The sequence below is a fragment of the Serratia sp. FS14 genome, from assembly GCF_000695995.1.
GTDB lineage: Bacteria > Pseudomonadota > Gammaproteobacteria > Enterobacterales > Enterobacteriaceae > Serratia > Serratia nematodiphila.
Genome location: NZ_CP005927.1, coordinates 384,747 through 410,459 on the forward strand (window position 1 = coordinate 384,747; position 25,713 = coordinate 410,459).

General features: G+C 59.9%; 28 protein-coding genes. 20 read left to right on the forward strand and 8 right to left on the reverse strand.

Annotated features, from left to right (window positions below):
• Positions 1-84 precede the first annotated feature (84 nt).
• Together nrdD and nrdG are read left to right on the forward strand one after the other, a co-directional pair.
• A complete protein-coding gene (gene nrdD, locus L085_RS01735; protein WP_044029841.1) occupies positions 85-2,223 on the forward strand; it encodes an anaerobic ribonucleoside-triphosphate reductase in 2,139 nt (712 codons plus the stop codon).
• 47 nt (positions 2,224-2,270) lie between these two features.
• A complete protein-coding gene (nrdG, locus tag L085_RS01740) occupies positions 2,271-2,735 on the forward strand; it encodes an anaerobic ribonucleoside-triphosphate reductase-activating protein (protein WP_033636852.1) in 465 nt (154 codons plus the stop codon).
• Between the two features lie 453 nt (positions 2,736-3,188).
• Here nrdG and L085_RS01745 read toward each other — a convergent pair whose 3' ends face one another.
• The 3 genes from L085_RS01745 to L085_RS01750 all read right to left on the reverse strand — a co-directional run bounded on the left by L085_RS01745 (position 3,189) and on the right by L085_RS01750 (position 6,372).
• On the reverse strand, positions 3,189-4,616 hold the full coding sequence (locus L085_RS01745; RefSeq protein WP_044029842.1) for a hypothetical protein: 1,428 nt from the start codon (positions 4,614-4,616) through the stop codon (positions 3,189-3,191).
• Positions 4,617-5,106: 490 nt separating this feature from the next.
• Positions 5,107-5,271 carry a hypothetical protein gene (locus tag L085_RS25495; protein ID WP_158499079.1) on the reverse strand — a complete coding sequence of 55 codons (165 nt, stop codon included), beginning with the start codon at positions 5,269-5,271 and terminating at the stop codon, positions 5,107-5,109.
• 45 nt (positions 5,272-5,316) lie between these two features.
• Complete coding sequence (locus L085_RS01750; RefSeq protein WP_044029843.1) at positions 5,317-6,372, reverse strand: permease; 1,056 nt, start codon at positions 6,370-6,372, stop codon at positions 5,317-5,319.
• 227 nt (positions 6,373-6,599) lie between these two features.
• Between L085_RS01750 and phnF the strand changes: the two genes are divergently transcribed.
• The 11 genes from phnF to phnP are packed head-to-tail and all read left to right on the forward strand — an operon-like array spanning position 6,600 to position 14,904.
• Entirely contained in the window at positions 6,600-7,328 is a 729-nt protein-coding gene (phnF, locus tag L085_RS01755) for a phosphonate metabolism transcriptional regulator PhnF (RefSeq protein WP_044029844.1), read from the forward strand.
• Positions 7,329-7,772, forward strand: a complete 444-nt coding sequence (gene phnG / locus L085_RS01760) for a phosphonate C-P lyase system protein PhnG (protein ID WP_044029846.1) — start codon at positions 7,329-7,331, stop codon at positions 7,770-7,772.
• Between the two features lie 3 nt (positions 7,773-7,775).
• Positions 7,776-8,357: a phosphonate C-P lyase system protein PhnH gene (phnH, locus tag L085_RS01765; RefSeq protein WP_044029847.1), complete on the forward strand. Its 582-nt coding sequence runs from the start codon at positions 7,776-7,778 to the stop codon at positions 8,355-8,357.
• Positions 8,357-9,442 carry a carbon-phosphorus lyase complex subunit PhnI gene (locus L085_RS01770; protein WP_044029848.1) on the forward strand — a complete coding sequence of 362 codons (1,086 nt, stop codon included), beginning with the start codon at positions 8,357-8,359 and terminating at the stop codon, positions 9,440-9,442. The genes phnH and L085_RS01770 overlap by 1 nt, the downstream gene beginning before the upstream one ends.
• On the forward strand, positions 9,435-10,295 hold the full coding sequence (locus L085_RS01775) for an alpha-D-ribose 1-methylphosphonate 5-phosphate C-P-lyase PhnJ (RefSeq protein WP_044029850.1): 861 nt from the start codon (positions 9,435-9,437) through the stop codon (positions 10,293-10,295). The genes L085_RS01770 and L085_RS01775 overlap by 8 nt, the downstream gene beginning before the upstream one ends.
• Positions 10,295-11,083, forward strand: a complete 789-nt coding sequence (gene phnK / locus L085_RS01780; protein ID WP_044029851.1) for a phosphonate C-P lyase system protein PhnK — start codon at positions 10,295-10,297, stop codon at positions 11,081-11,083. The genes L085_RS01775 and phnK overlap by 1 nt, the downstream gene beginning before the upstream one ends.
• A 16-nt stretch (positions 11,084-11,099) precedes the next feature.
• Complete coding sequence (gene phnL, locus L085_RS01785) at positions 11,100-11,804, forward strand: phosphonate C-P lyase system protein PhnL (protein ID WP_019453319.1); 705 nt, start codon at positions 11,100-11,102, stop codon at positions 11,802-11,804.
• On the forward strand, positions 11,804-12,940 hold the full coding sequence (gene phnM, locus L085_RS01790) for an alpha-D-ribose 1-methylphosphonate 5-triphosphate diphosphatase (RefSeq protein WP_044029852.1): 1,137 nt from the start codon (positions 11,804-11,806) through the stop codon (positions 12,938-12,940). Before phnL ends, phnM begins: the two co-directional genes overlap by 1 nt.
• Positions 12,940-13,509 carry a ribose 1,5-bisphosphokinase gene (phnN, locus tag L085_RS01795; protein WP_044029853.1) on the forward strand — a complete coding sequence of 190 codons (570 nt, stop codon included), beginning with the start codon at positions 12,940-12,942 and terminating at the stop codon, positions 13,507-13,509. The genes phnM and phnN overlap by 1 nt, the downstream gene beginning before the upstream one ends.
• Positions 13,506-14,108: a DapH/DapD/GlmU-related protein gene (locus L085_RS01800; protein WP_044029854.1), complete on the forward strand. Its 603-nt coding sequence runs from the start codon at positions 13,506-13,508 to the stop codon at positions 14,106-14,108. The genes phnN and L085_RS01800 overlap by 4 nt, the downstream gene beginning before the upstream one ends.
• A gap of 13 nt (positions 14,109-14,121) precedes the next feature.
• Positions 14,122-14,904 carry a phosphonate metabolism protein PhnP gene (gene phnP, locus L085_RS01805; RefSeq protein ID WP_044029855.1) on the forward strand — a complete coding sequence of 261 codons (783 nt, stop codon included), beginning with the start codon at positions 14,122-14,124 and terminating at the stop codon, positions 14,902-14,904.
• Here phnP and L085_RS01810 read toward each other — a convergent pair.
• Positions 14,861-15,493 carry an NAD(P)H-binding protein gene (locus L085_RS01810; RefSeq protein ID WP_044029856.1) on the reverse strand — a complete coding sequence of 211 codons (633 nt, stop codon included), beginning with the start codon at positions 15,491-15,493 and terminating at the stop codon, positions 14,861-14,863. The two genes, phnP and L085_RS01810, sit on opposite strands and share 44 nt — an antisense overlap.
• A gap of 30 nt (positions 15,494-15,523) precedes the next feature.
• Positions 15,524-15,964 carry a YhbP family protein gene (locus L085_RS01815; protein ID WP_044029857.1) on the reverse strand — a complete coding sequence of 147 codons (441 nt, stop codon included), beginning with the start codon at positions 15,962-15,964 and terminating at the stop codon, positions 15,524-15,526.
• A 432-nt stretch (positions 15,965-16,396) separates the two neighbouring features.
• Here L085_RS01815 and speFL point away from each other — a divergent pair, with 432 nt between their 5' ends.
• From speFL to L085_RS01835, 5 genes are all read left to right on the forward strand, one after another.
• Positions 16,397-16,501, forward strand: coding sequence for a leader peptide SpeFL (gene speFL, locus L085_RS24975; protein ID WP_004933443.1), 105 nt, complete (start codon positions 16,397-16,399; stop codon positions 16,499-16,501).
• Positions 16,502-16,774: 273 nt separating this feature from the next.
• Positions 16,775-18,937 (forward strand): ornithine decarboxylase SpeF, encoded by a 2,163-nt coding sequence (gene speF, locus L085_RS01820; RefSeq protein ID WP_044029859.1) that lies wholly within the window; start codon positions 16,775-16,777, stop codon positions 18,935-18,937.
• A 62-nt stretch (positions 18,938-18,999) separates the two neighbouring features.
• Complete coding sequence (gene potE, locus L085_RS01825) at positions 19,000-20,316, forward strand: putrescine-ornithine antiporter (RefSeq protein WP_044031912.1); 1,317 nt, start codon at positions 19,000-19,002, stop codon at positions 20,314-20,316.
• 502 nt (positions 20,317-20,818) lie between these two features.
• Complete coding sequence (locus L085_RS01830; protein WP_004933453.1) at positions 20,819-21,337, forward strand: nuclear transport factor 2 family protein; 519 nt, start codon at positions 20,819-20,821, stop codon at positions 21,335-21,337.
• A gap of 136 nt (positions 21,338-21,473) precedes the next feature.
• On the forward strand, positions 21,474-21,770 hold the full coding sequence (locus L085_RS01835) for a GIY-YIG nuclease family protein (protein WP_044029861.1): 297 nt from the start codon (positions 21,474-21,476) through the stop codon (positions 21,768-21,770).
• Here L085_RS01835 and L085_RS01840 read toward each other — a convergent pair.
• Positions 21,757-22,260: an N-acetyltransferase gene (locus tag L085_RS01840; protein WP_033648656.1), complete on the reverse strand. Its 504-nt coding sequence runs from the start codon at positions 22,258-22,260 to the stop codon at positions 21,757-21,759. The two genes, L085_RS01835 and L085_RS01840, sit on opposite strands and share 14 nt — an antisense overlap.
• Positions 22,254-22,781: an SCP2 domain-containing protein gene (locus L085_RS01845; RefSeq protein ID WP_193378775.1), complete on the reverse strand. Its 528-nt coding sequence runs from the start codon at positions 22,779-22,781 to the stop codon at positions 22,254-22,256. The genes L085_RS01840 and L085_RS01845 overlap by 7 nt, the downstream gene beginning before the upstream one ends.
• Positions 22,782-23,033: 252 nt before the next feature.
• Between L085_RS01845 and L085_RS01850 the strand changes: the two genes are divergently transcribed.
• Positions 23,034-24,029, forward strand: coding sequence for a peptidase U32 family protein (locus L085_RS01850; RefSeq protein ID WP_015376422.1), 996 nt, complete (start codon positions 23,034-23,036; stop codon positions 24,027-24,029).
• 11 nt (positions 24,030-24,040) lie between these two features.
• On the forward strand, positions 24,041-24,919 hold the full coding sequence (locus tag L085_RS01855; RefSeq protein WP_044029866.1) for a U32 family peptidase: 879 nt from the start codon (positions 24,041-24,043) through the stop codon (positions 24,917-24,919).
• Between the two features lie 307 nt (positions 24,920-25,226).
• Here L085_RS01855 and L085_RS01860 read toward each other — a convergent pair whose 3' ends face one another.
• Positions 25,227-25,646, reverse strand: a complete 420-nt coding sequence (locus tag L085_RS01860; RefSeq protein ID WP_044029867.1) for a hypothetical protein — start codon at positions 25,644-25,646, stop codon at positions 25,227-25,229.
• Positions 25,647-25,713: the final 67 nt, after the last annotated feature.

The window sequence follows — 25,713 nt, forward strand, 5'->3', positions numbered from 1 at the left end:
TTGCCCTGTGGATAAGCGAAATTTGACGGTTGCTCGCCGCGTCAGGCGGGTATCAACGCTCCCTCGGGGAACAAGGAGTACAACGTGAAACCAGTAGTGATTAAGCGGGACGGTTGCCAGGTACCTTTTGACGAAGCGCGCATTGCGCAGGCCATCGAGCGCGCCGCGCTGGCGGTGGGCGTGGTCGACGCCGACTACTGCGCCACCGTCGCCCGCGTGGTCGCTCAGCGCATGGAGCAGCAGCCACGCGTCGATATCCACGAGATCCAGCAGGCGGTGGAAAACCAGCTGATGGCCGGCGAATACAAGCAGCTGGCGCGCGCCTATATCGAATACCGCCACGATCGCGACGTGGCGCGCGAGCTGCGCGGCCGCCTGAACCAGGAAATTCGCGGCCTGGTCGAGCAGAGCAACCGCGCGCTGCTGAACGAAAACGCCAACAAGGACAGCAAGGTGATCCCCACCCAGCGCGACCTGCTGGCGGGCATCGTCGCCAAACACTACGCCAAGCAGCACATCCTGCCGCGCGACGTGGTGCTGGCCCATGAACGCGGCGAAATTCACTACCACGATCTCGACTACTCGCCGTTCTTCCCGATGTTCAACTGCATGCTGATCGATCTGAAAGGCATGCTGACCAACGGCTTCAAGATGGGCAACGCCGAAATCGAGCCGCCGAAGTCGATCTCCACCGCCACCGCCGTGACCGCACAGATCATCGCCCAGGTCGCCAGCCATATCTATGGCGGCACCACCATCAACCGCATCGATGAAATTCTGGCGCCGTTCGTCGACGAGAGCTTCCGCAAACACCTGCAGGTGGCGGAAGAGTGGCAGATCCCGGACGCCAAAGGCTATGCCATGGCGCGCACCGAGAAAGAGTGTTACGACGCCTTCCAATCGCTGGAGTACGAGGTCAACACCCTGCACACCGCCAACGGCCAGACGCCGTTCGTCACCTTCGGCTTCGGCCTCGGCACCAGCTGGGAGTCGCGCCTGATCCAGCGCTCGATCCTGAAAAACCGCATCGCCGGGCTGGGCAAAAACCGCAAGACCGCCGTGTTCCCCAAACTGGTGTTCGCCATCCGCGACGGCCTCAACCACCAGTACGGCGATCCGAACTACGACATCAAACAGCTGGCGCTGGAGTGCGCCAGCAAGCGCATGTACCCGGATATCCTCAACTACGATCAGGTGGTTAAAGTCACCGGCTCGTTCAAAACGCCGATGGGCTGCCGCAGCTTCCTCGGCACCTACGAGCAGGACGGCGAACTGGTGCACGACGGCCGCAACAACATCGGCGTCATCAGCCTCAACCTGCCGCGCATCGCGCTGGAGGCGATGGGCGATGAGTCGCGCTTCTGGACGCTGCTGGATCAGCGCCTGCAGCTGGCGAAAAAGGCGCTGATGACGCGCATCGCCCGGCTGGAAGGCATCAAGGCGCGGGTGGCGCCAATCTTGTACATGGAAGGCGCCTGCGGCGTGCGGCTCAAGGCCGACGACAACATCGCCGATATCTTCAAGCACGGCCGCGCTTCAATTTCGCTGGGCTATATCGGCCTGCACGAGACCATCAACGCGCTGTTCGGCGGCGAAAACCACGTGTATGACGACGAGGCGCTGCGCGCCAAAGCGGTGGCGATCGTCGCACGGCTGCGCGCCGCCGTCGACGCCTGGAAAGACGAGACCGGCTACGGCTTCAGCCTCTACAGCACGCCGAGCGAGAACCTGTGCGATCGCTTCTGCCGGCTGGACACCGCCGATTTCGGCGTGGTGCCGGGCGTCACCGACAAGGGCTATTACACCAACAGCTTCCACCTCGACGTGGAGAAGAAGGTCAATCCGTACGACAAGCTGGACTTCGAAGCGCCCTACCCGCCGTTGGCCAGCGGCGGCTTCATCTGCTACGGCGAATACCCGAACCTGCAGCACAACCTGAAGGCGCTGGAAGATGTATGGGACTACAGCTACACCCGGGTGCCTTACTACGGCACCAACACGCCGATCGACGAGTGCTACGCATGCGGCTTCACCGGTGAATTCTCCTGCACCAGCAAAGGCTTCACCTGCCCGAAATGCGGCAACCACGACTCGGCCAAGGTCTCGGTCACCCGCCGGGTGTGCGGCTATCTCGGCAGCCCCGATGCCCGGCCGTTCAACGCTGGCAAACAGGAAGAGGTGAAACGCCGGGTGAAACACCTCGGTAATGGGCAGCTTGGTTAATCCGCTCAGGGCTCGGCTTGCCGGGCCCTCCAGCCAGAAGACGAACGATGAACTATCACCAGTACTATCCAATCGACGTGGTCAACGGCCCCGGCACCCGCTGCACGCTGTTTGTCGCCGGCTGCGTGCACCAGTGCCCCGGTTGCTACAACAAAAGCACCTGGCGGCTCAACTCCGGTCAGCCGTTTACCCCGGCGCTGGAAGACCGCATCATTGCCGATCTGAACGATACGCGCGTGCCGCGCCAGGGGCTGTCGCTCTCCGGCGGCGATCCGCTGCACCCGGCCAACGTGCCGAGCATCTTAACGCTGGTGAAACGGGTGCGCGCCGAGTGCCCCGGCAAGGATATCTGGCTGTGGACCGGCTACCGGCTGGCGGAGCTGGACGCACAGCAAATGCAGGTGGTGGACAGGATCAACGTGCTGATCGACGGCAAGTTCGTGCAGGATTTGAAAGACCCGGCGCTGATTTGGCGCGGCAGCAGCAACCAGGTAGTGCATAGGTTGCGATGAGCTAGCTGCACAGACTCGATCTGGCAGCGCTACGGTATGGAGTTAATCTGGTGGGCCGCTTTGTGCCAGAGCTGAGGTTGTTACAGTATTTTGTAGTAATCACTAGTGAGCAGATCACAAATCGTAAACATTAAGTGCATATTCCGACCCAATTCGGAGCGCTGACATGACCACCGAAGGTGCTTGTTACAGCCTTGCCAGCATAGGCGAGGGAATGTGGTCCAATGCACAGCGACGGTCGGAATTAATAAAATCACACCATCTAATTAATGGGTCATGAAGACTTGAATGATCAGTTTTTGATAAGATAATTAAAATACTTCAATCGCCTTTTCGGCAACCTCATCAACCTCTTACTTCAAACTTATATATAATTTTGATCCAGACATGTTAGCTCCTTGTGGGGCTTTTATTTGCAATGCATAACCCTCAAAATAAAATATATTTTACTTCTCATTCCAATTGTTGAATTTGTGATTTTAGAATCCTCTCTTGATTCCTATTTTTTATAACACTAGGTGTTTCTGATTTATAAAACCCGCACTGAACCAATTCGTCAACCTCTTTTGGGTTGCCCTCCATTGCAAGAGCCATACTTCCTAACATCAAATCGGCCCAACGAGCCTCCTCTACTTGGTCTGGCATCTCTCCAGTCATTGTTATTGCCCGCGAGCTCATTGACTTAACTACTGCCAGACTAAATGGAACCTGTGGTGGTTCGATATTATAATTATTTCTTTCATTGATAAGTTGGTTCAGTCTTTTTGCTTCTTCCATAAGGGTTTGTGGTATCTGCTGGTTATTTATATACCTGGTAGAGACAAGAACCTGTGCCCTTACCGCATCTAAACTTGGCATTATGAAATCTCTGAGAACAAAGTAAAACTCAAGCTGGCTTATTTGTGCAGCTTCTGCAGGCTCTCTTAGCTCTATGAACATACGATCCATTATCCCTTTATCCTTGAATGGCGGACAAAGAGCCTTCATATTACGCAGCACATTTTTTTCAAATGAACGGGTTCTGTCAGACGCAATCAGCACTTGCCTATAATCTTCACGAAATATCTTCAAAATAGCTGACAGATTATCAAAAGCACGCGCGTCTATATTTAACCCAGTTTCTTTCACTTGAGATTCAATTTTCCCCAGTGATGTTGACACTGGTTTTGCACAGAATGTATCCAGTTCCCATGATGATAAAAATGGTTTTTCATCAAGGGTCTTCAGACATGTGCTGTATGCATGATCCAGTTTATTGGTTAGAGTTAAAAACTGAGAAATGTCTTTATCCGTGTTCTCTCTGAGATCAACCTGAGCATTGTGATAAGTCAGATACTGATGAACTACATAAATACTGCTAATAATCAACAGACATCCAATAGCAATTCGTATTGCCCACTGTAGAGTGGATGGACGCTTGAACCAATACCCAAAATGTTCCCGCTGTACAGACTCATACCTCCTAATTTGATTTTCAAGTGTCTGCCACCCCCAAAACGTTACCGGAAAGCGTCCTTGAAGCAAATGCGACTGGGTAATCTGCACGGCTTCATCTTCAAGAGCGACATCATTTGGGCAGGTCGACAGAATGTAGAAGTGAGCGATTCTATTCTTGAAATTCTTAGTTTCTCTAACTGCGGTATGAATATCCTTTGGCTTAAGTCTACTACCATAACCTTGATCCCTACCTTTGCACTGAACTGCGATGACATCTCCATTTGGAAGAATGCCTAGCGCATCTACGCCGTTCTGCCGCTGCCCGCTACGGCCATAGGCCTGAAACTTGCAACCATAGATTTCGCTCATCAAAGTGATGCAGAGTCTCTCAAAATTTTGCCAATCAGCAGGAATGGGATAGCTTGCGGAGTTTGGAACCGTCATTCGTAAACCTTATTTATTCCATATTCACTTAAGTGATAATCCATGCTCTGACTAACAAGGGGTTGTTAACTTCTATGACCTTTAGTCAGTAACAGAGTGAAAATATTATGCATCAAAAAGGGGGGGTGGGTAGGATTTACAACAGGTTTAGCTCGGAACGCTTATCGATTTTCATTCTGTCACCCATCCGCAGTGTGAGTAATGAACTCGTTAAAAAAGCTCTCGAGAACTTTAACACATAAGAACAATCATTCAATAAATACAGATATCGATAGACATTAAGCTATCAAGGTTGGCGGGGCCATAAATGCTCTGTTACGCGCCTGGCCACTTCCTGAGAGCTGCTTCCCAATGATTAATATACCGCGATGTTAGCAATGTCCGCTCCTCACTCAAAACCGACTGTCAGGAGCTACCCGCAGTAACCACCAGCACAGCTCTGAATGAATCCCCCTCAACACACTCAGCGATAACGCCCCGGATTCTCGCTTTAATTAAATAAAGCCATTCGTTTTTCTGCCTCCGAATGGCTTATATAAACCGCGGTGCCGTTTCTTAAACGTTCAAGGGCGGCATTCACCCTCTCACACAGCGCTTGCTCCAGCAACATCGCCTCTACGTCCCTTTCAGGTTTATTCCGCTGTTCCATTTCCATCTCCTCCTTTGAGACAGCACGGGGTCACTCATCAGCAACGGCAAGTTACACCAACCCCATCCCCACCACGCCGGTCAGTACGCCGCACAGCGCCACCAGCGCCGCCGTCAGGCACAACGCCCGGGCGGAGAAGGCCTTGTTGAGCATCAGCAGCGAAGGCAGGCTGACTGCCGGCAGGGTCATCAGCAGCGCCAGCGCCGGGCCTGCGCCCATGCCCGCCAGCATCATGGTCTGTACGATCGGGATTTCCGCCGCGGTGGGGATAACGAACAGGCAGCCGACGATCGCCAGGCCGATGATCCACAGCAGGCTATTGTCGACGGCGCCGTCGGCGTGCGGGAACAGCCAGACCCGCGCCGCCCCCAGCGCCAGCACCGCCAACACGTAGATCGGGATGGTCGACCAAAACAGCGCCCACAGCGCTTTGCCCCAGCGGACGAGGAACGGCCGCTCATCGCTCTGCGCCGTCATCACCGGCGGTAGCGGCGCGGCGGGCTGCGGGTCGTTGGCGGTCACGCGCTGTACCAGCCAGGCGATGCCCAGCACCATCACTACACCCGCCACCAGGCGGATGGCAGCGAACGGCCAACCGAGCACAAACCCCATAAACACCAGCGTCGCCGGGTTCAATACCGGGTTGGCGAGCCAAAAGGCCAGCGCGGCGCCGCTGGACACCGACTGGCGGCGCATGCCGGCGGCAACCGGTGCGGCGCAGCAGGTGCACATCATGCCCGGCAGCGCGATCAGCGCCCCCAGCACGGTGCCGGAAAAACGCCGGTGGCCAAGCGTGCGCGCCAGCCAGTCGCGTGGGATCAGCACCTGTACCAGCGAGCCTAACAGCACCCCGAGCAGCGCCGCCTTCCACACCGCGGTGAAGTAGACCAGCGCGTACTGCCAGGCCGCCAGCCAGGGGCTTGCGGCGCCGTCGGCCAGGATCGATTTGCCGATCGAGTGGCTGTCCGCCGCCACGAACGCCTTGCCGTAGTAAGGCTGCCATTTGACGTAGTAGAGGCCGACGGCCACCACCAGCAGAAACAGGATCGGTTTCCACAGCGGCCAGGCGCGTGGGGCGGGTTCAGGGGCATTCAGAGATTGCGGCATGGTAGCGGCCAGAGTCAGTCAACAGTGGCGCCAGCATAGCGCGCCGCCGCCGCTCGTGCACGTTCGGGCTGTCCTAAATAGTTCATCTGTTCGCCACCGAGGCGTAACGCGATTGTCATCTGCGCCCGTCACCATGATGCCAACTTGAAAACCACAGGGTAGACGCCCGATGAAACGCACCGCTTCCGCCTTCATCGCACAGCCATCGGTATGACGAGGTTTTTATTATGATGGAGTTATCTAGACATCCGACCACTTACCCCACCCGCTATCAGCAGATCGCCGCGCAGCTGGAACAGGAGCTGCGCACGCAATACCGCTGCGGCGACTACCTGCCTTCAGAACAGCAGTTGGCCGAGCGCTATCAGGTCAATCGCCACACCCTGCGCCGCGCGGTGGATCAGCTGGTGGAGCGCGGCTGGCTGCAGCGCCGCCACGGCGTCGGCATTCTGGTGCTGATGCGGCCTTACGACTACCCGCTGCACGCCAACACCCGCTTCAGCCAGAACCTGTTCGAGCAGGGCAGCCACCCCACCAGTGAGCGCTTACTCGCTGTCTTGCGCCCGTGCAATGGGCATGTCGCCAGCGCGCTCTCGCGTGAAGAAGGCGAAATGGTGATCCACCTGCGCACCCTGCGCCGGGTCAACGGCGTGCCGATGAGCGTGATCGACCACTATCTGCCCGATCTGGACTGGTGGCCGGCGCTGCAGCAGTTCCACAGCGGTTCGCTGCACCAGTTTATCGAACAGCACCTCCGGCAGCCGCTGGCCCGCCGCCAGACGCGCATCAGCGCGCGCCGCGCGCAGGCCAAAGAGAGCCGGCTGCTGGAGATCGCCACCCACGCGCCGCTGCTGTGCGTGCGCACCCTTAACGTCCGCAGCGGCGGCGAAGACGTGGCGGAATACTCCGTCAGCCTGGCCCGCGCCGACATGATTGAACTGACGATGGAGCACTGAATGCACACCTTAGAGTCGAGACAACGCTGGATGTCGGTGCTGGCGCACAGCCGGCCCGAGCAGCTGCGCAGCCACTGGCAGGCGCTGAACCTCAGCCCGGGTTACCGCAGCATCCGCGCGCCGGAGATCGGCCTGGCCCAGCTGCAGGGGCGCATGGGCGCCACCGGCCGCCGCTTCGTGCTGGGGGACATGACGGTCACCCGCGCGGTGGTGCAGCTGGACAACGGCGGCTACGGCTACAGCTACATCGCCGGGCGCGACAAGGCGCACGCCGAGCTGTGCGCGCTGGCCGATGCGCTGCTGCAACAGCCGGAGCACGGCGAACGCCTGCAACAACAGCTGATCGCGCCGCTGGCCGCGCTGCAGCACGAACAGCGCCAGCTGCGCGCCCGGGCGATCGCCGCCAGCCGGGTGGACTTCTTTACGCTGGTGCGAGGGGATTAAGCCATGAGTTTATTAACCGGTTTTGAACAACCGATAGACCAATCGCAGCACGCTTTCCGTTTGATTCTTAAAGCCTTGAGCGAACCGGGCCACCGGGTGACGCTGCCGAACGGCCCGGCCTGGGCGCCGCTGAACGCCGCCAGCACCGCCGCGCTGCTGACGCTGGCCGATCAGGAAACGCCGCTGCAGCTGTGTGCGGCGCTTAAAAGTGAGCAAGTGCTAACCAACATTCGTTTTCACAGCGGCGCGCCGCTGGCCGCCACGGCGCAGGAGGTCTGCTTTGCCCTGTTCGATGAGCACGTGCAGGCCGCCGATCTGCAGGCGTTGCCGCACGGCAGCGAAATCTCGCCGGAGTTCGGCGCTACGGTCATCGTGCAGCTCGCTGAGCTGGAGAACGGCGCCGCGCTGCGCCTGACTGGCCCCGGCATCGAGAGCCAACGCCTGATAGCGCCGCGCCTGCCGCCGGCGCTGCTGGATTATCTCGTCAACCGTCCGCAGCGCTTCCCGCTCGGGCTGGATATCTTGCTGACCTGCGGCGATCGCCTGCTGGCGATCCCGCGGACCACCCGCGTGGAGGTGTGCTGATGTACGTAGCGGTAAAAGGGGGCGAAAAAGCCATTGAGGCCGCCCATCAGCTGCAGGAACAGCTGCGGCGCGGCGACGAGGCGCTGCCGGCGCTCGGCGCGGAACAAATCGAACAGCAGCTGGGGCTGGCGGTGGATCGGGTGATGACCGAAGGCGGCATCTACGATCGCGAGCTGGCGGCGCTGGCCATCAAACAGGCCAGCGGCGATCTGGTAGAGGCGATCTTCCTGCTGCGTGCCTATCGCACCACCCTACCGCGCCTGGCGGTCAGCGAGCCGCTGGCCAGCGAAAGCATGCGGCTGGAGCGGCGCATCTCGGCGGTTTACAAGGACTTGCCCGGCGGGCAGGTGCTGGGACCGACCTACGACTACACCCACCGGCTGCTGGACTTCGCGCTGCTGGCGGAAGGCGAGGCGCCGCGCGCGCCGCAGGCCGACGAACCGCTGCCGGACAACTGCGGCCACGTGTTTGATCTGTTGTGTCGCCAGCAGCTGGCGCGGGAGGAACAGGACGACGGCAGCGCGCCGGACGACATCACCCGCAATCCGCCGGTTTACCCCTGCTCGCGCTCGGCGCGCCTGCAGCAGCTGGTGCGCGGCGACGAAGGTTTTCTGCTGGCGCTCGGCTACGCCACCCAGCGCGGTTACGGCCGCAACCACCCGTTCGCCGGCGAGATCCGCACCGGCCACGTTTCGGTGGAGATCGTGCCTGAAGAGCTGGGTTTCGCCATCGATATCGGCGAAATCCTGCTGACCGAGTGCGAAATGGTCAACGGCTTCGTCGATCCCAAGGACCACCCGCCGCACTTCACCCGCGGTTACGGGCTGGTGTTCGGCCGCGCCGAGCGTAAGGCGATGGCGATGGCGTTGGTGGATCGCGCATTGCAGAGCCCGGACTACGGCGAAGGCGTCGCCGGCCCGGCGCAGGACGAAGAGTTCGTGCTGGCCCACGCCGACAACGTCGAGGCCGCCGGCTTCGTCTCCCATCTCAAGCTGCCGCACTACGTCGACTTCCAGGCTGAACTGGAACTGCTCAAGCGGCTGCGGCAGGAATACAGCGAGCGCCAGGAGGCCCGCGATGAGTGAAGTATTGACCGGCTATAACCTCGGTTATCTGGACGAGCAGACCAAGCGCATGATCCGCCGCGCCATCCTCAAGGCGGTAGCGATCCCCGGCTACCAGGTGCCGTTCGGCGGCCGCGATATGCCGATGCCCTACGGCTGGGGCACCGGCGGCATTCAGCTCACCGCCAGCGTCATTGGCCGCGCCGACGTGCTGAAGGTGATAGACCAAGGGGCCGACGACACCACCAACGCGGTGTCGATCCGCCGCTTCTTCCAGCGCGTCGCCGGGGTGGAAACCACCGAACGCACGCCGGAGGCCACGCTGATCCAAACCCGTCACCGCATTCCGGAAACCGCGCTGCGCGAAGACCAGATCCTGATCTATCAGGTGCCGATCCCGGAGCCGCTGCGCTTTATCGAACCGCGCGAAACCGAGACCCGCAAGATGCACGCGCTGGAGGAGTACGGCGTGATGCAGGTGAAGCTGTATGAAGACATCGCGCGCTACGGCCATATCGCCACCACCTACGCCTACCCGGTGAAGGTCAACGATCGCTACGTGATGGATCCGTCGCCGATCCCGAAATTCGACAACCCGAAAATGCACATGATGCCGGCGCTGCAGCTGTTCGGCGCCGGGCGCGAGAAACGCATCTACGCCCTGCCGCCGTTCACCAAGGTGGAGAGCCTGGACTTCGACGACCATCCGTTCAGCGTGCAGCAGTGGGACGAACCCTGCGCGCTGTGCGGCTCGCGCCACAGCTACCTGGACGAGGTGGTGCTCGACGATCGGGGCAACCGCATGTTCGTCTGTTCGGACACCGACTACTGCCGGCAGCAGCTGGCGCAATCTTCGCAAGAGGCGCAGCACTGATGACTTCCCCCCCTTTGAGCACCACCCCGCTGCTGTCGGTGAACCGGCTCACCCACCTGTACGCCCCCGGCAAGGGCTTCAGCGACGTGTCGTTCGACATCTACCCCGGTGAAGTGCTGGGCATCGTCGGCGAATCCGGCTCCGGCAAAACCACGCTGCTGAAGTCGATCTCGGCGCGGCTGGCGCCGCAGCGCGGGCAGATCCTTTACCGCCCGCAGGCGGGCCAGGAACACGATCTGTACGCCATGGCGGAGAGCGATCGCCGCCGCCTGCTGCGCACCGACTGGGGCGTGGTGCACCAGCACCCGCTCGACGGGCTGCGGCCGCAGGTCTCCGCCGGCGGCAATATCGGCGAGCGGCTGATGGCCATCGGCCAGCGCCACTATGGCGACATTCGCCGCCAGGCCGGCCAGTGGCTGGAAGACGTCGAAATCCCGCTGTCGCGCCTCGACGATCTGCCGACCACCTTCTCCGGCGGCATGCAGCAGCGGCTGCAGATCGCCCGCAATCTGGTCACCCACCCCAAGCTGGTGTTTATGGATGAGCCAACCGGCGGGCTGGACGTGTCGGTGCAGGCGCGCCTGCTCGATCTGCTGCGCAACCTGGTGGTGGAGATGCAGCTGGCGGCGGTGATCGTCACTCACGATCTCGGCGTGGCGCGGCTGCTGGCCCACCGCCTGCTGGTGATGAAACAGGGCGAAGTGGTGGAGAGCGGCCTGACCGATCGGGTGCTGGACGATCCGCACCACCCCTACACCCAGCTGCTGGTTTCTTCGGTGCTGTCGTAACCCAAGGCGATAACAGATGACTATGCAAATCCGAGTTGAACATCTCAGTAAAACCTTTGTGCTGCATCAGCAGTACGGCACCCGCCTGCCGGTGCTGCACGACGCCAACCTGACGGTCCACGGCGGCGAATGCGTGGTGCTGCACGGCCACTCCGGCAGCGGCAAGTCCACCCTGCTGCGCTCGCTGTACGCCAACTACCTGCCGGACAGCGGCCATATCTGGATCAACCACCAGGGCGACTGGCTGGACATGGTCAGCGCCGACGCGCGCCAGATTCTGGCGGTGCGCCGCCATACGCTGGGCTGGGTCAGCCAGTTCCTGCGGGTGATCCCGCGCATCAGCGCGCTGGAGGTGGTGATGCAGCCGCTGCTGGAACAGGGCGTCGAGCGCGCCGAATGCCGCGAACGCGCCGAAGCGCTGCTCGCCGCGCTCAACGTGCCGCAGCGTCTGTGGCCGCTGGCGCCGTCCACCTTCTCCGGCGGCGAGCAGCAGCGGGTAAACATCGCGCGCGGCTTTATCGTCGATTATCCCATCCTGTTGCTGGACGAACCGACCGCCTCGCTCGACAGCCGCAACAGCGCGGCGGTGGTGCAGCTTATCGAACGCGCCAAGGCGCGCGGCGCGGCGATCGTCGGCATTTTTCACGATGAAGGCGTCCGCCGACAGGTCGCCGACCGGCTTTATGACATGCAGGCGCCACAGGCGCTGGAGGCCCTCTGATGATCGTCAATAACGTTAAGCTGGTGCTGGATGACCAGGTGGTGCAAGGCTCGCTGGAGATGCAGGACGGCGTGATCCGCAGCTTCGCCGACGGCCCGAGCCGGCTGCCGCAGGCGCTGGACGGCGACGGCGGCTGGCTGCTGCCGGGGCTGATCGAGCTGCATACCGACAATCTGGACAAGTTTTTCACCCCGCGCCCGAACGTCGACTGGCCGGCCCATTCGGCGATGAGCAGCCACGACGCGCTGATGGTGGCCAACGGCATCACCACGGTGCTGGACGCAGTGGCGATCGGCGACGTGCGCGACGGCGGCCACCGGCTGGAAAACCTGCAGAAGATGATCGACGCGGTGATCCACAGCCAGCGCGTCGGAGTGAACCGCGCCGAGCACCGGCTGCACCTGCGCTGCGAGCTGCCGCACGAGAGCACGCTACCGCTGTTCGAACAGCTGATGGACAAGCCGGGCGTATCGCTGGTGTCGCTGATGGACCATTCGCCGGGCCAGCGCCAGTTCGCCTCACGCGAAAAGTATCGCGAATATTATCAGGGCAAATACCACCTCAACGACCAGCAGATGAGCGAGTACGAGGAGCAGCAGGTCGCCCTGTCCGCCCGCTGGGCCGCGCCGAACCGCGAGGCGATCGCCGCCCACTGCCGCGCGCGCCGCATCTCGCTGGCCAGCCATGACGACGCCACCGCCGCGCACGTGGCCGAATCCTGCGCGCTGGGCAGCGCCATCGCCGAGTTCCCCACCACCGAGGCGGCCGCCCGCGCCTCGCACCAGCAGGGCCTGCAGGTGCTGATGGGCGCGCCAAACATCGTGCGCGGCGGTTCCCACTCCGGCAACGTGGCGGCGCACCACCTGGCGGCGCTGGGGGTGCTGGATATTCTCTCTTCCGATTATTACCCGGCCAGCCTGCTGGACGCGGCGTTTCGCCTCGCGGCGGACGAGCGCAACGCCTACGATCTGCCCCAAGCGGTGCGTATGATCACCCGCAACCCGGCGCGGGCGCTGGATCTGCAGGATCGCGGCACCATCGCCGAAGGATTGCGGGCGGATCTGGTGCTGGCGCGGCCGCACGGCGAGCACGTTTACGTGCAGAACGTGTGGCGTCAGGGCAGGCAGGTGTTCTGATGGCGCGGCTCATCTATCTGATGGGGCCTTCCGGCGCAGGCAAGGACAGCCTGCTGGCCGCGCTGCGGGCCGACGCCGACCGCGCGCCGCTGGTGGCGCACCGCTACATCACCCGGCCGGCGGACGCCGGCTGCGAGAATCACATCGCGCTGAGCGAACCCGAATTTCTGCGCCGCCGCGCCAAGGGGCTGTTCGCGCTCGACTGGCAGGCCCACCAGCAGCGCTACGCGTTCGGGATCGAAGTGGATCTTTGGCTGCTGCAGGGGATCGACGTGGCGGTCAACGGTTCACGTGCCCACCTGCCGCAGGCGCAGCAGCGCTACGGGGCGCAGCTGCTGCCGGTGTGCCTGCAGGTCAGCGCCGCGATCCTGCGCCAGCGCCTGCAGGATCGCGGGCGGGAAAGCGCCGAACAGATCGAGCAGCGGCTGGCGCGAGCGGCGGAATATCAGCAGAGCCTGCCCGCCGGCTGCCGGGTGCTGCACAACGACGGCCCACTCGACGACACCCTGGCGGCGCTGCTGGCGCTGCTGCCCACCTCTATCCGACAAGCTCAGGATGCGACGCCATGAACGACTTTGCCCAGCCGAAAATCGGCGACAACGTGACCCTTAACTGCACCCGGCTCGGCCAGTATGTGCACCTGGCCGACGATGCGATCCTGGAAGAGGTGGAGATGGGGGATTACTCCTACACCGCCGGGCACAACCAGATCTTTTACGCCACTATCGGCAAGTTCGTCTCCATCGCCTCCTATGCGCGCATCAATCCCGGCAACCACCCGACCTACCAGCGCATTGCGCAGCACCACTTCACCTACCGCGCTTCCGAATACGGGCTGGGGGAAGACGACGCGGCGTTCTTCGACTGGCGGCGCGAGCACCACGTCACCGTCGGCCACGACGTGTGGATCGGCCATAACGCCATCCTGATGCCGGGCGTCAGCGTCGGCAACGGCGCGGTGATCGGCAGCGCGGCGGTAGTCACCAAGGACGTGGAGCCTTACAGCATCGTCGCCGGCGTGGCGGCCAAAAAGATCGGCATGCGCTTTGACGACGCGCTGATAGAGCGTATCGAACGCAGCCAGTGGTGGCACTGGGATCACGCTACGCTGCAGGCGCGGCTGGCGGATTTTCGCGACATCAACCGCTTTGCGCAGAAGTACCTTTAACGGAGGGGAGCCGATGCAACTGACCTTTCTCGGCACCGGCGGCGCGCAGCAGGTGCCGGTGTTCGGCTGCGACTGCCCTATCTGCCAACGGGCGCGGCGCGAGCCGGCATTTCGGCGGCGCGCGTGCAGCGCCATGCTCAACTATCAGGGGGAAACGACCTTATTGGATGCGGGATTGCCGGCTTTGGAGCGGCGATTTTCGGCGGGGCAAATTCAACGTTTTTTACTGACACATTACCACATGGATCACGTTCAGGGGTTATTTCCTTTGCGTTGGGGGTGCGGAAATTCCATTCCGGTATATGGCCCGCCGGATGAACAGGGCTGCGACGACCTGTTCAAACACCCCGGCATTCTGGCGTTTCAGCCGCCGCTGGCGCCCTTCACCACCGTCGAACTGGGCGGCATGCGCATCACCCCGCTGCCGCTGCAACACTCCAAACTGACCCACGGTTATCTGATCCAGGCGGCGGGCGCTGCGCTGGCCTACCTGACCGACACCGTCGGCCTGCCGCCGGCCACCGCCGACTATCTGCAGAATGTGGCGCTGGATCTGCTGGTGCTCGATTGCAGCCTGCCGCCTCAACCGCAGGCGCCGCGCAACCACAACGATCTGACCCGCGCGCAGGAGACGCAGCGGTTGCTGCAGCCCAAACGCACGCTGCTGACGCACATCAGCCATCATCTCGATCGGTGGCTGCTAGACCACGAACTGCCCGCCGGGCTGGAGCTGGCGTTCGACCACCTCAGCGTCAGCCTCGGTAACAGTGCAGCCGGTCCGACTCCAGCACCCTGACCCCTTCGCCCGGCGTGAACGCCTGCTGCAGCAGCGTTTGCGCCACGTCTTTGGCGGAGACGGCGCGCCATTTGCCGGGCAGCAACCTGAACAGCGGCAACGTGAGGCGCTCCATCAGGCGCGGCGCAGGGCGATCCCCCACCAGCATGGAAGGCCGCACCAGCGTCAGGCGCGGCCAGCGCTGTTCGCGCAGCGCCTGCTCCATCTCGCCTTTGGTGCGGTTATACAGGAAGGTGGAATCCGCGTTGGCACCCAACGCGCTCACCACCAGACAGTGCTGCGCCCGCAACCGGCGGCCGGTCAGCGCGCTCTCCACCACCAACTGGTAATCGACGTAGCGGAAGGCATCGGCGCTGCCCGCTGCCTGGCGGGTAGTGCCCAGGCAGCAGAACACCAGATCGACCGGCTGTTGCAGGCTGCTCAGCAGCTCGAACAGCGCATCGCCGACCGGGTTGGTCAGCTTGCCGTGCGGCGGCAACGGCGTGCGCGTCGGCGCCACGATGGCCGTTATCTGCGGATCGCTTTGCAACCGCTGCAACAACTCGCGCCCCACCAGCCCGGTTGCGCCGACTAACAGTGCTCGCGCCATGCGATCTCCCGTTGTAATCAATACGTCGACTTAAAGTATAGACCGCGTCCAATGCAGCTTCTTGCCGAAGCCGAGGGTGTTGTCGGTCATCTTCACCTCGTGCAGATCCAGCCGCCATACCGAGGCCTTCATCGCCCTGGCGATCGGGAAGCGCTTGCAGTAACGCGCGCGCGCCGCCTCGGCCTCTTCGCCGCTCAGCAGCACCGCCTCGGCGCGGTACTGCACGCCGCGGATCAGCGCGATGCTTTTCGGCTTCGGCGCGATGGTGCCGACCACCCGGCCGTTGTTCAGCATCAGCCCGCCGTGGCGGGTGTGCGGTTCGGTCATCAGCCACAGCGCCATCGTCGCGGCGTCGAACACGTAAAAACAGTTGGCACACCACATGTCGAGGCCGTCGCCGGCGCACAGCGTCAAGACGTGTTGTTTACCGATAAAATCCGCAATCTGCTGCCGTTGTTCTGGGGTATTCAAGGTTACTCGCCTCCCTGTTCACTCACTTCATCTTACCCTGCGTTGTTGAAGCGAGTCACAAATAACGATAATCACCAAAAACCCCATGCGAATATAAAATCACAATATCTGTATTTTTACTCATTTCAGCATCGAGCGGGTTTATAACATAAAAAAACAAACCGGATTTATTTGATCGTTAGGCAACCGATTAATTGCGCCATTCTTTTATTCCCATCCTGACGGCACGCAAATTTAGCGCGTCTGCCCGGCGCAGATTAGCAATTTATTTACATGCTCATTTGTCTGCCTGGCCGCAGTTTATGCAACTCACTGCATAATCAATGAATAGTTATTTATAAACACCGGCATTTATGTGATGAGAGTCACGATTTTCTGCCCATCTTGCGTTAAAATAGCGCCATCTTTTCACTCAGCAAGGTGGATTAGAAAATGGAAAACAATAACCGAAAAATGGCGCACATCAGGCGTACAACCCATATTATGATGATGGCTCATCGCAGCTGCTTTAGCTTCGCATTCTTCAACTACAGATAACCCTCCCCTTCGCTCTTACGCCGTTGATAAGAGTGTCTTTGCGTTTCACTTTATTCTCCGCACTCCGGTGATAATGTCTTTTTCTCGCTAAGCGGGAAGGACACGCAACACATTTTTAATTTCGGCCAAGCGCATCCAGGATAAATAAAACAGCGAACACAGTTAATGCCTTTCGGCATCACTGGGTTCTCGCACACCTTTATTTTCGTGAAGGCGTTAACGGCAAATGGAATTATTTGCCGGCGGAATGCCTTTGCCTGAAGAATGAGAAAAATGAAAAAATTAAAAATTGCCGCCAACACCCAAACCCTCGGCTGCTTTGAAACTGAACGCGACATCGTCGATGTGCATCACAGCGATTTCAATGACGTCGCCGCCATCGTGCTGTCGGTAGACGACGTCGCGCAAGGCATGGTGGCGCGCATCGAAGAACACGGCCTGAACATTCCGCTGTTCGTCGCCGTCTGCTGCGAAGAAGAGCTGGATAATGCCGTCTTGCCGGCGCTGCACGGCGTGTTTGAGCTGTGCGGCAAGAATACCCAGTTCTACGGCAAACAGCTGGAGGCCGCCGCCGCCAAATATGAGAGCGAGCTGCTGCCGCCATTCTTCAACACGCTGACGCAGTACGTGGAAATGGGCAACGCCACTTTCGCCTGCCCCGGCCACCAGGGCGGCGAGTTCTTCCGCAAACACCCGGCGGGCCGCCAGTTCTTCGACTTCTACGGCGAAACGATTTTCCGCTCCGACATGTGCAACGCCGACGTCAAACTGGGCGATCTGTTGATCCACGAAGGCGCGCCTTGCGCGGCGCAGCAGCACGCCGCCAAGGTGTTCAACGCTGACAAGACCTACTTCGTGCTCAACGGCACCTCGGCCTCGAACAAGGTGGCGACCAACGCCCTGCTGACGCGCGGCGACCTGGTGCTGTTCGACCGCAACAACCATAAATCCAACCACCACGGCGCGTTGATCCAGGCCGGCGCTACGCCAGTTTATCTGGAAACCGCGCGCAACCCGTTCGGCTTTATCGGCGGCATCGACGCGCACTGCTTCGACGAACGCTACCTGCGCCAGCAGATCCGCGAAGTGGCGCCGGAACGCGCCAACGAGGCTCGCCCGTTCCGCCTGGCGATCATCCAGCTCGGCACCTACGACGGCACCATCTACAACGCCCGTCAGGTGGTCGACAAAATTGGCCACCTGTGCGACTACATCCTGTTCGACTCCGCCTGGGTGGGCTATGAGCAGTTCATTCCGATGATGAAAGACTGCTCGCCGCTGCTGCTGGAACTGAACGAAAACGATCCCGGCATCATCGTCACCCAGTCGGTGCACAAACAGCAGGCCGGTTTCTCGCAGACCTCGCAGATCCACAAAAAAGACAAGCACATCAAGGGGCAGAGCCGCTACTGCAACCATAAGCGCTTCAACAACGCCTTTATGCTGCACGCCTCCACCAGCCCGTTCTACCCGCTGTTCGCCGCGCTGGACGTCAACGCCAAGATGCACGAGGGCAAAAGCGGCCAGCGCCTGTGGCAGGAGTGCGTGCGCGTGGGCATCGAAGCGCGCAAAATGCTGCTGGATACCTGCACGATGATCAAACCGTTCGTGCCGGATCAGATCGACGGCAAGCCTTGGCAGGCCTATGACACCGCGGCGATGGCCAACGATCTGCGCTTCTTCAACTTCGTGCCCGGCGAGAAGTGGCACGCCTTTGAGGGCTATGCCGAGTCGCAGTACTTCGTCGATCCGTGCAAACTGCTGCTCACCACGCCGGGCATCGATACCGCGACCGGCAGCTACAGCGAGTTCGGCATCCCGGCGACCATTCTGGCCAACTACCTGCGTGAAAACGGCATCGTGCCGGAAAAATGCGATCTCAACTCGATCCTGTTCCTGCTGACGCCGGCGGAAGACATCGCCAAGATGCAGCATCTGGTGGCCCTGATCGCCCGCTTCGAGAAGCACATCGAGCAAAACTCATTGCTCAGCGAGGTGCTGCCTGCGGTCTATAAAAACCACCAGCAGCGCTACAAAAACTACACCATCCGCCAGCTGTGCCAGGAAATGCACGACCTTTACGTCAGCTATGACGTTAAAGAACTGCAAAAAGAGATGTTCCGCAAAAGCTATTTCCCACGCGTGGTGATGAACCCGCAGGACGCCAATACCGAGTTCGTGCGCGGCAACGTGGAATTAGTCTCGCTGGCCAAGGCCGAGGGCCGCATCGCCGCCGAAGGCGCCCTGCCTTACCCTCCTGGCGTGCTGTGCGTGGTGCCCGGCGAAATTTGGGGCGGCGCCGCGCAGCGTTATTTCCTGGCACTGGAAGAAGGGATCAATTTATTGCCGGGATTCGCACCGGAATTGCAGGGCGTTTATATCCAACAGGATGAGGACGGCTGGAACCGCGCTTACGGCTACGTCATGAAAAATTAATCACCTTACGGGGCGGCGATTATTTTCGCCGCCCGGATCGCATCCTAAAAGAGAAAATGATCATGAGTAAGTCCAACAATAAAATGGGGGTCGTGCAATTAACGATCCTGACCGCCGTGAACATGATGGGTTCCGGCATAATTATGCTGCCGACCAAGTTGGCCGAAGTGGGCACGATTTCGATCGTTTCCTGGCTGGTGACCGCCGTCGGCTCGATGGCGTTGGCCTACGCGTTCGCCAAATGCGGCATGTTCAGCCGTAAATCCGGCGGCATGGGCGGCTACGCCGAATACGCCTTCGGTAAATCAGGCAACTTTATGGCGAACTACACCTATGGCGTTTCGCTGCTGATCGCCAACATCGCCATCGCCATTTCCGCCGTCGGCTACGGCACCGAGCTGTTTGGCGCTACGCTCAGCCCGCTAGGGATCTGTATCGCCACCATCGGCGTGCTGTGGCTTGCGACCGTCGCCAACTTCGGCGGTGCGCGCATCACCGGCAAAATCAGCGGCATCACCGTCTGGGGCGTGATCATTCCGGTGGTGGGCATCTCGGTCATCGGCTGGTACTGGTTCAGCGGCAGCGCCTACGTCGCCGCCTGGAACCCGCATCAGGTGCCGACCTTCGAAGCCATCGGCGCCTCGATCTCGATGACCTTGTGGGCATTCCTGGGGCTGGAATCCGCCTGCGCCAACACCGACGTGGTGGAAAACCCGGAGCGCAACGTGCCGATCGCCGTACTGGGCGGCACCCTCAGCGCGGCGGTGATCTATATCGTTTCGACCAACGTGATCGCCGGCATCGTGCCGAACATGGATCTGGCCAACTCCACCGCCCCGTTCGGGCTGGCGTTCTCCCACATGTTCAACCCGACGGTCGGCAAGATCATCATGGCGTTGATGGTCATGTCCTGCGTCGGCTCGCTGCTCGGCTGGCAGTTCACCATCGCTCAGGTGTTCAAATCCTCCGCCGACAGCGGCTTCTTCCCGAAAATCTTCTCCAGGCTGAGCAAGGCCGACGCGCCGGTTAAAGGCATGCTGACCATCGTCGTCATCCAGAGCGGCCTGTCTCTGATGACTATCAGCCCGTCGCTGAACAAGCAGTTCAACGTGCTGGTGAACCTGGCGGTGGTGACCAACATCATCCCGTACATCCTGTCGATGGCGGCGTTGGTCATTATTCAGAAAGTGGCGAAGGTGCCGGACAACAAGGCGCGCATCGCCAATATCATCGCCGGCATCGGCGCGCTGTACAGCTTCTATGCGCTTTACAGCTCCGGTGAGGAAGCGATGATGTGGGGCGCCATCGCCACCTTCCTCGGCTGGACGCTGTACGGCATCGTCTCGCCGCGCTTCGAGCTGGCGGGAAAAAAGGGGTAAAGCGGTAAAGCACCGGCGGCCGGGGGTGGGATTGTGATGGGGCGCAATATCACCTCATCGCAACCCTGGCCAGCCGACGCTCTCTGTCGCCCACGCCGCTCTAGTGACTGGAATGACTCACTCTCTTTCTTACTCTCGGGCTTTATTATCAGTAAATCCAAGCCACCAAGCATAATTCCTGTTCACTACCGCCATTCATAAATAAAAAGCATCAAAACATCATTGATACCGCTTATATAAATCCATTTAAAACAGCGTTCTCGCTTCGTCATCCCATGTGCGCCAACGCCTTTACCATGAATAAAACCCCTTATTTAATATGTCGTTATGATGATTAATGCCGTTTTGCAGGGACTTTATTTCCCGAACGCCTAAGCACTTTCTATCATCTGCTCTGCTTTCCGGCGGTGCTATGATCACCGTTGATTTACAACCAATCACCGGCTCATCATCGGAATAAACGGCCAATTATTCACCCCGGAAGTCACGTGACGAGGTTTATATGAAAAACAATGAAAAACTCATTGTGAAAGCTGAAGAGACTCAACTGCCAAAAGATGTGGTTTATGCATTCTTGATGAACACGGCAAAGGAAGACGTCACCAATGCCGCCATGCGTCTTATCGATGAAAACGCGGTTTATACTTCCCTGAACTTTGAAAACAAAGAGCTCAAACAGATCGAGCCCTGGGCGGGCACTTCTCAAGGGCGACAGGTTTACATCGATACCTTTTCAAATGTCGGAACTTACTGGGAAATAAACGACTTCACGATCGGTGACATTCTTGCCGACGGAGGCACCGTGGCCGTATTTGGTCAATTCACCTATACCTCAGTAGCGTTAGGCCATCAGTTCACCTCTCCTTTCGCAATAAAAGCGCAGGTCAAAGACGGAAAAATCGTTTATTTCCAGTTTATGGAAGACACCTATGCTTCCGCGGCTTCATTCCGCGTCAGTGGCGAGTGGACAATTCAGCATCATAAAGGGGAGGAAAACAAATTTACCGTGGGTGTAAAATAATCCCTTATCGTCAAGACGGAATAAACAAACCGTTCCGCCAGTGGTGAAATCCATCGTTAAATCGTGACAAAATAGAGATGCCGCGCTTAGCTATGGCGGCCTGATGTCATCTCTACCCTTGCACAGGACCCCAATGATGGACTTACCCCACTGGTATCTCTATATGCTGCGTTTACCGAGCGGCATGCTGTATACCGGCATCACCACCGACGTGGCGCGCCGCCTGGCGCAACATCAATCCGGCAAAGGCGCCAAGGCGCTGCGCGGCAAAGGGGAATTGACGCTGGCGTTTCACTGCCAGGTGGGGGATCGCTCAACGGCGTTGAAGCTGGAATACCGCGTCAAACAGCTGAGCAAAATACAAAAAGAGCGGCTGGTGAATCACCCGCCGCTGTCGTTGGAGTATCTATTGCCGGTCGTTAAAAGCGATTAAACGGCGCCGAAAAAGCCACTTCGCCGCTGACGCCATTCAGGGCGTCTTCCGCCAGCGGATACACCTGGAACGCGCTTTCCGTGTCCGGCCAGCGACAATTCAGACCATAGGCGGCGGCCGGTTTGAAACCGAAGCGGCCGTAATAGGCCGGATCGCCCAGCACCACCACCGCGGCGTAGCTGAATTCGTTCAGCGAATCCAACCCCTCGTACACCAGCTTTTCAGCCAGCCCCTGACGGCGCAGGCTTTCGTCAACCGCCAGCGGCGCCAGCGCCACCCATTGGCGGTCTTCGCCGGCCACGTCTACCGGGCTGAACGCGGCGTACCCCACCACCCCGCCTTCGTCGTCGGTGGCGACCACGCCCAGCGTCAGCAGGCCGTCTTCGCGCAGCTGCTGCACCAGGTCGGCTTCGTCGTCGCGGCCAAAGGCGCGGCGCAGCAAGGCGTCGATGCCCGCCGCGTCTACCGGGATCTCTACGCGGATCAGCATGATGCCGCCACACGGGAAGCCGACGCCGTGCCCTCCTGCAGCCCTGCTTCGACAAAATCAGCCAACTGCAGCAGCCCCATGCGCAGCGGCGCAGGCATGCTTTCCAGCTCAATGGCGTCCATCAAATTTTTCACATACAGGCCCAATTCGGTATCCCCTTCAATCTGCAGCCGACGCTGAAAGAACAGCGTATCCGGATCTTGCTTGCGCGCCGCGATCAGGATCAGATCGTTGGCGTCGCCGCTGAAGCTGACGTCCGCTTCGGCGTGCTGGCTGACCACCAGTTTGTCGTTTTCTACCGTCATAAACCAGTGTAGCGCCAGATCGCGAACTTCGATCTTTAACCAGCGCGATTCGAGAAATTCCAGCTCGCCATCCGCCAACGCCTGGCGGAACTGCCAGCTCAGCACCTGCTGCAGCAGCTGGCGCTGCAGGGCGAACGGCGTGAATTTCAGCGGGATGCGCAGCAGCGACGGCCCCTGGCGCACAAGGCGTGCTCGTAGTTGTTCCAACACGGTCATCCACTCCTTTCAATACGGACTACCGCTATTTTGCCACACTGGCGCGCGGCTTCAGCGGTCTATATCAACAAATAGTGCATTTCACCGCCATGTTTATCAATACGCCATAAGCTGCCCCAAATCAAAACCTGTGTGCGCCCCTTTGCCTAAAATGGCCTCCCCGATTCGCGTTTGCCGGCGGAACACCGCCGCCGGCAATCTTTAAAGACAGCGTGCGCCCGGCCGGGCGCACGGCTAAGCCAGGATAAATCTATGGAGCTGCTTTGCCCCGCCGGCAACCTGCCGGCCCTGAAGGCCGCGGTGGATAACGGCGCCGACGCCGTTTACATCGGTCTGAAAGACGATACCAACGCGCGCCACTTCGCCGGCCTTAACTTCACCGAGAAAAAGCTGCAGGAAGCGGTCGATTACGTGCATCGCCACGGCCGCAAACTGCATATCGCCATCAACACCTTCGCCCATCCCGACGGCTACGCCCGCTGGCAGCGCGCGGTGGATATGGCTGCCCAGCTGGGCGCCGACGCGCTGATTCTGGCGGATCTGGCGATGCTGGAATACGCCGCCCAGCGCTACCCACAGCTGGAGCGCCACGTTTCGGTGCAGGCTTCCGCCACCAACGAGGAAGCGATCCGTTTCTACCAGCGCAACTTCGAGGTGGGCCGGGTGGTGCTGCCGCGCGTGCTGTCGATGCACCAGGTGAAGCAGCTGGCGCGTACCAGCCCGGTGCCGCTGGAAGTGTTCGCCTTCGGCAGCCTGTGCATCATGGCCGAAGGACGCTGCTACCTCTCCTCCTACCTGACCGGCGAGTCGCCGAACACCGTCGGCGCCTGCTCGCCGGCGCGCTTCGTGCGCTGGCAGCAAACCCCGCAGGGCATGGAGTCGCGCCTGAACGACGTGCTGATCGACCGCTACCAGGACCACGAAAACGCCGGTTACCCGACGCTGTGCAAGGGCCGCTATCTGGTGGACGACGTGCGCTACCATGCGCTGGAAGAGCCCACCAGCCTCAATACGCTGGAGCTGCTGCCGGAGCTGCTGGCCGCCAACATCGCCTCGGTGAAGATCGAAGGCCGCCAGCGCAGCCCGGCTTACGTCAGCCAGGTGGCGCGCGTCTGGCGCCAGGCGATCGACCGTTGCCAGGCCGATCCGGCCGCCTATCGCGCCGACGCCGCCTGGATGGAGACGCTGGGCGCGATGTCCGAAGGCACCCAGACCACGCTGGGCGCCTATCACCGCAAATGGCAGTAGCCGGAGGAAACATGAAATACGCACTGGGGCCGGTACTCTACTACTGGCCGAAAACCGACATCGCGGCGTTCTATCAACAGGCGGTAGAGAGCAGCGCCGACATCATTTACCTCGGCGAGAGCGTCTGCACCAAACGGCGCGAGATGAAGGTTGGCGATTGGCTGGCTCTGGCGCGCGAGATCGCCCACAGCGGCAAACAGGTGGTGATCTCCACGCTGGCGCTGCTGCAGGCGCCGTCCGAGCTGAATGAGCTGAAACGCTATGTGGAGAACGGCGAGTTCCTGCTGGAAGCCAACGATCTGGGCGCGGTGAACATGGCGGCGGAACGCGGTTTGCCGTTCGTCGCCGGCCATGCGCTGAACTGCTACAACGCCTATACCCTGCGCCTGCTGCGCCGCCAGGGCATGGTGCGTTGGTGCATGCCGGTCGAACTGTCGCGCGACTGGCTGGCCAATCTGCTGACGCAGTGCGACGAGCTGGGCTTCCGCCACGACTTCGAAGTGGAGGTGTTGAGCTACGGCCACCTGCCGCTGGCCTATTCGGCGCGCTGCTTCACCGCCCGCTCGGAGAACCGCGGCAAGGACGAGTGCGAAACCTGCTGCATCAAGTATCCGCAGGGCCGCATGATGCGCTCTCAGGAACAACAGCAGGTGTTCGTGCTCAACGGCATCCAGACCATGAGCGGTTACTGCTACAACCTCGGCAACGAGCTGCCGAGCATGCAGGGGCTGGTGGACATCGTGCGGCTGTCGCCGCAGGGCGCCGAGACGCTGGCGCAGATCGACGCCTTCCGCGCCAATGAGCACGGCGAGCAGCCGCTGGCCTTGACTGAGCGCGCCGACTGCAACGGCTACTGGCGCCGGGTGGCGGGGCTGGAGTTGGTGTCTTAACGAGGACAGTGCCGGCAGCGGGCGCTGCCGGCACTGTTTATTTATCAAGATTAATGCGCTCATCTCCACCGTGGAACCAATGGAATAAACTTACACACATCAGGCAGCAGCTTCTGATACCAAAATAAGTGAAAACCGCGATGGCCGCATCTACCAAATGTTCTCCGTATGAAATAATACTCAGTGAGGAGAGCGAGACAAGTAACATACTCAACGTTAGCGCAATCATATTACACAGCGGGTTTAAAAGACGTCTGTTAACCATAACCCACCCTCTATTTTTGACACTCTAAAAGCGATTTACTCATCACCAGCGACATTGCCCATTAGCGCTATTGGCGTTTTTATTCCCACCCAAGGCACCACCGTTATTCTTATTATTCCCGGCAGGGCTGTTATCTGCGCAAGAGACCGCCCCCATTAAGCCACCGGCAACGGTCATATCTATCATCCCTGGCGGGTCGCCGGAAAAACCGGTAAATGCGCCAATGATAATGCCCATTCCAACCTGATTGGCACAAGAGTTTGACGCACCTCTGCTTGGCCTGTCACGATCGCCGCCGTTATTTCCATCGCCACAACCGCCAATCAATTTCATCTCATCAAAATCAAGCGATCTTATTGTTGACATGTTATTCCATCCTTTAAATAACATGTTATAGATAAAGTCAACGCCAACCATTAATTCCCTAAGCAGGTCGATAATTACAACTACCAAAATCAACATAACAAATCAAATTAAAAATAAGAGTAGACGTCCCGCTAAATAAATCACCTTAAACATATCAATAATA

Excerpts from the sequence above, each read along its gene's own strand:
- nrdG (WP_033636852.1), top strand. The coding sequence starts at position 2,271 with ATGAACTATCACCAGTACTATCCAATCGACGTGGTCAACGGCCCCGGC.
- L085_RS01745 (WP_044029842.1), bottom strand. The coding sequence starts at position 4,616 with ATGACGGTTCCAAACTCCGCAAGCTATCCCATTCCTGCTGATTGGCAA.
- L085_RS25495 (WP_158499079.1), bottom strand. The coding sequence starts at position 5,271 with ATGGAAATGGAACAGCGGAATAAACCTGAAAGGGACGTAGAGGCGATG.
- L085_RS01750 (WP_044029843.1), bottom strand. The coding sequence starts at position 6,372 with ATGCCGCAATCTCTGAATGCCCCTGAACCCGCCCCACGCGCCTGGCCG.
- phnF (WP_044029844.1), top strand. The coding sequence starts at position 6,600 with ATGATGGAGTTATCTAGACATCCGACCACTTACCCCACCCGCTATCAG.
- phnG (WP_044029846.1), top strand. The coding sequence starts at position 7,329 with ATGCACACCTTAGAGTCGAGACAACGCTGGATGTCGGTGCTGGCGCAC.
- phnH (WP_044029847.1), top strand. The coding sequence starts at position 7,776 with ATGAGTTTATTAACCGGTTTTGAACAACCGATAGACCAATCGCAGCAC.
- L085_RS01770 (WP_044029848.1), top strand. The coding sequence starts at position 8,357 with ATGTACGTAGCGGTAAAAGGGGGCGAAAAAGCCATTGAGGCCGCCCAT.
- L085_RS01775 (WP_044029850.1), top strand. The coding sequence starts at position 9,435 with ATGAGTGAAGTATTGACCGGCTATAACCTCGGTTATCTGGACGAGCAG.
- phnK (WP_044029851.1), top strand. The coding sequence starts at position 10,295 with ATGACTTCCCCCCCTTTGAGCACCACCCCGCTGCTGTCGGTGAACCGG.
- phnL (WP_019453319.1), top strand. The coding sequence starts at position 11,100 with ATGACTATGCAAATCCGAGTTGAACATCTCAGTAAAACCTTTGTGCTG.
- phnM (WP_044029852.1), top strand. The coding sequence starts at position 11,804 with ATGATCGTCAATAACGTTAAGCTGGTGCTGGATGACCAGGTGGTGCAA.
- phnN (WP_044029853.1), top strand. The coding sequence starts at position 12,940 with ATGGCGCGGCTCATCTATCTGATGGGGCCTTCCGGCGCAGGCAAGGAC.
- L085_RS01800 (WP_044029854.1), top strand. The coding sequence starts at position 13,506 with ATGAACGACTTTGCCCAGCCGAAAATCGGCGACAACGTGACCCTTAAC.
- phnP (WP_044029855.1), top strand. The coding sequence starts at position 14,122 with ATGCAACTGACCTTTCTCGGCACCGGCGGCGCGCAGCAGGTGCCGGTG.
- L085_RS01810 (WP_044029856.1), bottom strand. The coding sequence starts at position 15,493 with ATGGCGCGAGCACTGTTAGTCGGCGCAACCGGGCTGGTGGGGCGCGAG.
- speFL (WP_004933443.1), top strand. The coding sequence starts at position 16,397 with ATGGAAAACAATAACCGAAAAATGGCGCACATCAGGCGTACAACCCAT.
- speF (WP_044029859.1), top strand. The coding sequence starts at position 16,775 with ATGAAAAAATTAAAAATTGCCGCCAACACCCAAACCCTCGGCTGCTTT.
- potE (WP_044031912.1), top strand. The coding sequence starts at position 19,000 with ATGAGTAAGTCCAACAATAAAATGGGGGTCGTGCAATTAACGATCCTG.
- L085_RS01830 (WP_004933453.1), top strand. The coding sequence starts at position 20,819 with ATGAAAAACAATGAAAAACTCATTGTGAAAGCTGAAGAGACTCAACTG.
- L085_RS01835 (WP_044029861.1), top strand. The coding sequence starts at position 21,474 with ATGGACTTACCCCACTGGTATCTCTATATGCTGCGTTTACCGAGCGGC.
- L085_RS01840 (WP_033648656.1), bottom strand. The coding sequence starts at position 22,260 with ATGCTGATCCGCGTAGAGATCCCGGTAGACGCGGCGGGCATCGACGCC.
- L085_RS01845 (WP_193378775.1), bottom strand. The coding sequence starts at position 22,781 with ATGACCGTGTTGGAACAACTACGAGCACGCCTTGTGCGCCAGGGGCCG.
- L085_RS01850 (WP_015376422.1), top strand. The coding sequence starts at position 23,034 with ATGGAGCTGCTTTGCCCCGCCGGCAACCTGCCGGCCCTGAAGGCCGCG.
- L085_RS01855 (WP_044029866.1), top strand. The coding sequence starts at position 24,041 with ATGAAATACGCACTGGGGCCGGTACTCTACTACTGGCCGAAAACCGAC.
- L085_RS01860 (WP_044029867.1), bottom strand. The coding sequence starts at position 25,646 with ATGTTGATTTTGGTAGTTGTAATTATCGACCTGCTTAGGGAATTAATG.